The sequence below is a fragment of the Nostoc sp. 'Peltigera membranacea cyanobiont' 232 genome (genome assembly GCF_002245985.1).
In the GTDB taxonomy this organism is placed as follows: domain Bacteria; phylum Cyanobacteriota; class Cyanobacteriia; order Cyanobacteriales; family Nostocaceae; genus Nostoc.
In genome coordinates, this window is sequence record NZ_NOLK01000300.1 from 1 (window position 1) to 4267 (window position 4267).

At 43.1% G+C, this 4267-nt stretch carries 5 protein-coding genes and 1 pseudogene; all 6 read left to right on the forward strand.

What is annotated here, in order from left to right:
• Nucleotides 1–506, forward strand: a pseudogene (locus tag CDG79_RS39355) (hypothetical protein); the annotation flags it as partial.
• Nucleotides 507–540: 34 nt separating this feature from the next.
• Nucleotides 541–987, forward strand: coding sequence for a DUF1257 domain-containing protein (locus CDG79_RS39360; RefSeq protein WP_094346895.1), 447 nt, complete (start codon nt 541–543; stop codon nt 985–987).
• A 3-nt stretch (nt 988–990) separates the two neighbouring features.
• Nucleotides 991–1197: a DUF2997 domain-containing protein gene (locus tag CDG79_RS39365; protein WP_094346896.1), complete on the forward strand. Its 207-nt coding sequence runs from the start codon at nt 991–993 to the stop codon at nt 1195–1197.
• Between the two features lie 123 nt (nt 1198–1320).
• The gene (locus CDG79_RS39370; protein ID WP_094346897.1) at nt 1321–2685 is read left to right on the forward strand and encodes an RNA-guided endonuclease InsQ/TnpB family protein; all 1365 of its coding nucleotides are present in this window, start codon (nt 1321–1323) and stop codon (nt 2683–2685) included.
• Between the two features lie 81 nt (nt 2686–2766).
• The gene (locus CDG79_RS39375; protein ID WP_094346898.1) at nt 2767–2997 is read left to right on the forward strand and encodes a hypothetical protein; all 231 of its coding nucleotides are present in this window, start codon (nt 2767–2769) and stop codon (nt 2995–2997) included.
• The coding region (locus CDG79_RS39380; protein ID WP_094346899.1) for an AAA family ATPase at nt 2994–4267 on the forward strand (1274 nt) is incomplete at its 3' end. The genes CDG79_RS39375 and CDG79_RS39380, both read left to right, overlap by 4 nt.

Consider the following 4267-nt stretch of genomic DNA (forward strand, 5'->3'; position numbering starts at 1 on the left):
TAGTAATTGGTCGTCCTGTCATTATTCCCGCCATCAGTGAACAATTGTCAGAGAAACAAGCTGAATGCTTAGGGCAAATAACTCGGTTTATCGAACAGTATGACAGAAATTTAGAACAAACACTGAGAGAATCAGCGATCGCAGGAGGAGAACAATTAGCAGCTCAGCTGCTCGAAGATTTGAGCAATTGGGAACCAGGACGCAAGCCAGTCAACTTCAAGAAGAAGATGGAACGCCATTTCAAAAAAGTCCAAATGCTTTTGGCTAACGCCAGTTTTGAAGCAGGTAGCAGTCTTGGACAAATGATGGCTCATCTAGAAAATGTTCTCGAAAACGCTTCTGTGGATGCCAAAAAGCTGGATTCACAAGGGCGTTCTCAGTTGCAGAAAAAAATGGATGAAATTTGCTCCAAGCTTCTGGATGAACAACGCCATCTCCAACGATTAGCAAGTGATGAGGGTATGGGCTTAACCAGAGCTACAGCGATGTCTCTCAAACTTCGCTAGAAAAAACAATGTCCACAGTATTTAGAGGTAGGAAATGTCACACTTTTCAACTGTCACTACAAAACTAACTAACCGTGAATGTTTAGTACAAGCTCTACAAGATTTGCAGCTTACCGTCCAAGTTTATGAAAAACCACAATCGCTGAGAGGTTATTACGACGACTCCCAGGGGAAAAGCGCTGAGATTGTTGTCCCTGGTCGTAGTTTAAGTGTCCGTGCAGATATCGGGTTTATGTGGGATCAAGAGGCAGGGGTGTATCAACTCATCCATGATGCCTATGAAACTGTACCCCGATTAGGAGAAGACTTCTTTTCGCACACCCTAATACAAGCCTACGGACAGAAGATGGTTCGCGCTAAAGCAGCCCAGTTACAAGAACATTTGGGAGAATGCACCATCACAGAAGAAACCAACGGTCAGGTACATACCCTGCGCCTTGCATTTTCAGCACACCAGCAAACTCAACAAGTACGGAGGTAACTTATGGAACGGGCAATATTGATACATTTTGACACTGTTACAGGTGAAGTGAAAATAGAAGCCGAGGGATTTGAGGGTTTGTCGTGCCTAGAAGCAACCCAACCCTTTGAGGAAGCTTTGGGTGTGGTAGAGGGCGATCGCACTTACAAACCAGAATCTCAACAACAGCTTCGTAGCATCATTACTCATCAACAACGACTGCACCAATAAATAATGACAAGGGAGAGGGGGAGACAACGGAGAAATATCTTCAATAATTCCCCCTGATCTTCCCTATTTTGCTTGTTCCTCACCTAAACAAACAATAATATAATACATAGGAGGGTAAAGCAAGTGTTTAAAACAATCCCAATTAGAGCCAAGTTTTCTAATGAAGAATTAGCCTTCTGGCTGAACCAGTGCGAACACGCTAATAGCCTAATTAATTGCGCTCTTTATGAAGTGAAAAAAGCTCATTATTCAATGCTTCAAGAGCATGAAAACGCTTTTACAACTTATTGGCGTGGAGATGATTTAAGAAGTGGTTGGAAAACTTATCGTTGTGGTTCTTCTTATGCGGAGCTTGACAAGCTTCTAAAACTGAACAGCCACTACAAGTCAATGGCTGCCCAGTCTGCTCAACAAACCCTAAAGTCTGTAGGGGAGTCGATAACTGCTTATAACGAATTGGTTAAGCTTTACTACAAAGGTGAAGTAGACAAACCATCCCTACCAAAATATCGTAAGAAAGGAGGACTAGCTGCTGTTACCTTTCCGCGTCAGGCTTTGACCTTTGTGGATGGGTATTTTAAACCTTCAATTAGTAAGGAAAGTAAACCAGAATTGCTGACTGAAATTAAGTTAGACCTACCAGATTTTATTGATTCTGATTGGGTTAGAGAAGTTACTGTACGACCCAATTTAGGACAACTCTGGATCGATTGGGTAATTGAGGATGGTAAAGAACCAATTGACCACAATCCAAATCTTGATTACACACAAGCTTGGAGTTTTGACCACGGGGGCGGAAACTGGTTAACAGGAGTATCTACCCGTGGTAAAAGTTTAATCATTGATGGTCGTAAATTACGATCAATGAATCAAGGTTATTCTCGTTTGGTTGCCAAATACAAGCAAGGTAAATCAGATTTTTATTGGGATTCTAACCTTGATAGAGTGCAGCGTAAACGTAATAACCAGATGCGAGATGCTATTAATAAAGCAGCCCGATTCATTATTAATCAATGCCTCAATGACAGAGTTGGTAACTTGGTCATTGGTTGGAATGTTGGACAGAAACAGAATTCAAACATGGGAAAAAGAAATAACCAGAATTTTGTAGTCATCCCAACCAGTCGATTGATAGATAGACTGAAACAACTTTGTCCAGAGTACGGAATTACTTTAACAATTACTGAGGAAGCTTACACTTCTAAGGCATCATTTCTTGATTGCGACTCCCTGCCCAAATATGGAGAAAAACCAGAAGGGTGGAAAGCAAGCGGAACCCGTACAAATAGAGGTCAGTACAAAAGTAAGGATGGCTCCATTATTAATGCAGATTGTAATGGAAGCGCCAACATTCTGAGAAAAGTAGCCACACAGCTAGGATTAAACCTAGCCGAGGTGGGTAGGGCATCTTTGACAGTGCCACAGCGAATTGATTTGTTCAAGAGATTAAATAAATCATATCGCAAACGTTGCTACGGCAGCTTATAGCCGCCGTAGCAACATCAGTTTAGAATCCTCCGCCTTCTAGCCGGGGGAGATGTCAAGAGCGAACTACCTGAAGATTATCCGATGCTCCATATTTACCCCTCAAAAGGAGCGCGGCAACCAGTAATTCTCAAAGGAAACGCGGAAGGACTGTGCGCGCTACTCAATGCCCTAATTTCCGCCATTGCTCATCCAAATTCTTCTGGAGTTGCTGAAGTATTTAACGGCGATGCCGAAGTTTACGAAGTAGTCGTGCATCTTGTTACCACTCACGAAAAACTTTCTCCCATACCCGATCAAAATTCACAACAATGAAACTATCAAACCTGATTACCACCATTGATTCTCAAATACCCATCGTGGCAATAGATGTTCTGTCCCCCGAAGAAGCCACTATCATTCAGTGGTTAACTACTGAAGTGATGGACAAACTTAACAGTCCTGTGTACTTCTGGAATTTGGGAGTTTCCGGCTTGGAGCAATGTCTGATTGCTGACGACGGTGGACTGGTGTTCAAATCAGTCGAGACATATAAAAAGCCTCATAACATAGACCCTTTAATATATGTGTTCGAGTACATCAACAATTTCGGCGGTAATGGGGTTTTCATCCTGGGAGATGTTCACCCTTTTGTCGGTAAAAACTCTCTCCAATTGAGTTGGGAAATCCTCACCAGAGTAAAAAACTTGTACCATCGCCTCAAACCGACTGAAAAGCGAATTGTGTTTTTAGGTCAAAACATTCAACTGCACGAATCCTTGCTGAGACTAATTCCTTGCTGTGAAGTTCCTTTGCCCAGCATTGAGCAAATTCAAGACCACTTAGAATCATATTTACTATACTTGCAAGAATCTGCCAGTGAGCAAGAGGTAACTTTTACCGTATCTCTCACCACTGAAGATAAAGAAACCTTGGCAAGGGCAGCTTTAGGCTTGACGCTGGAGGAAATTAGCGACTTTCTGCGGCTGACTGTTAAAGAGCGATTAACTTCTAAAGGTATAGTAATTGATACTACGGTCATCCCTTTGGTTGTCGAATACAAAACCCGCCTACTCGCTCAAATGGGTATCGAATTGGGTAAATCAGCGACCATACCCTTTGGTGGTTTGGATTTATTGCGGGATTGGTTGCAACGCCGCAGCCGGTTATTTTCCCAAGAAGCGCGATCGCTAAATCTACCCCAACCTAAAGGTGTGTTACTAGCAGGGCCACCAGGGACGGGTAAATCGATAGTAGCAAAGAACATTGCAACCATACTCAATCTTCCACTGCTGCAATTAGACATTGCCTCGATGCTTGGTAGCCTGGTGGGAGAATCTGAGGGCAATGTCCGCCGCGCACTCAAGACTGCTGAAGCGATCGCACCTTGTATCTTGTGGATTGATGAGGTCGAGAAAGCACTTTCAGCTAATGGCGATACCTCTGGAGTATCACAAAGGATTCTGGGGAATATACTCACTTTCATGTCTGAATGTACGGCGGGGGTGTTTGTGGTGGCAACTTGTAATGATCCAACAGCGCTGCCTATTGAGTTCAAGAGGAAAGGGCGGTTTGATGAGAATTTCTTCGTTGACCTGCCTACTGA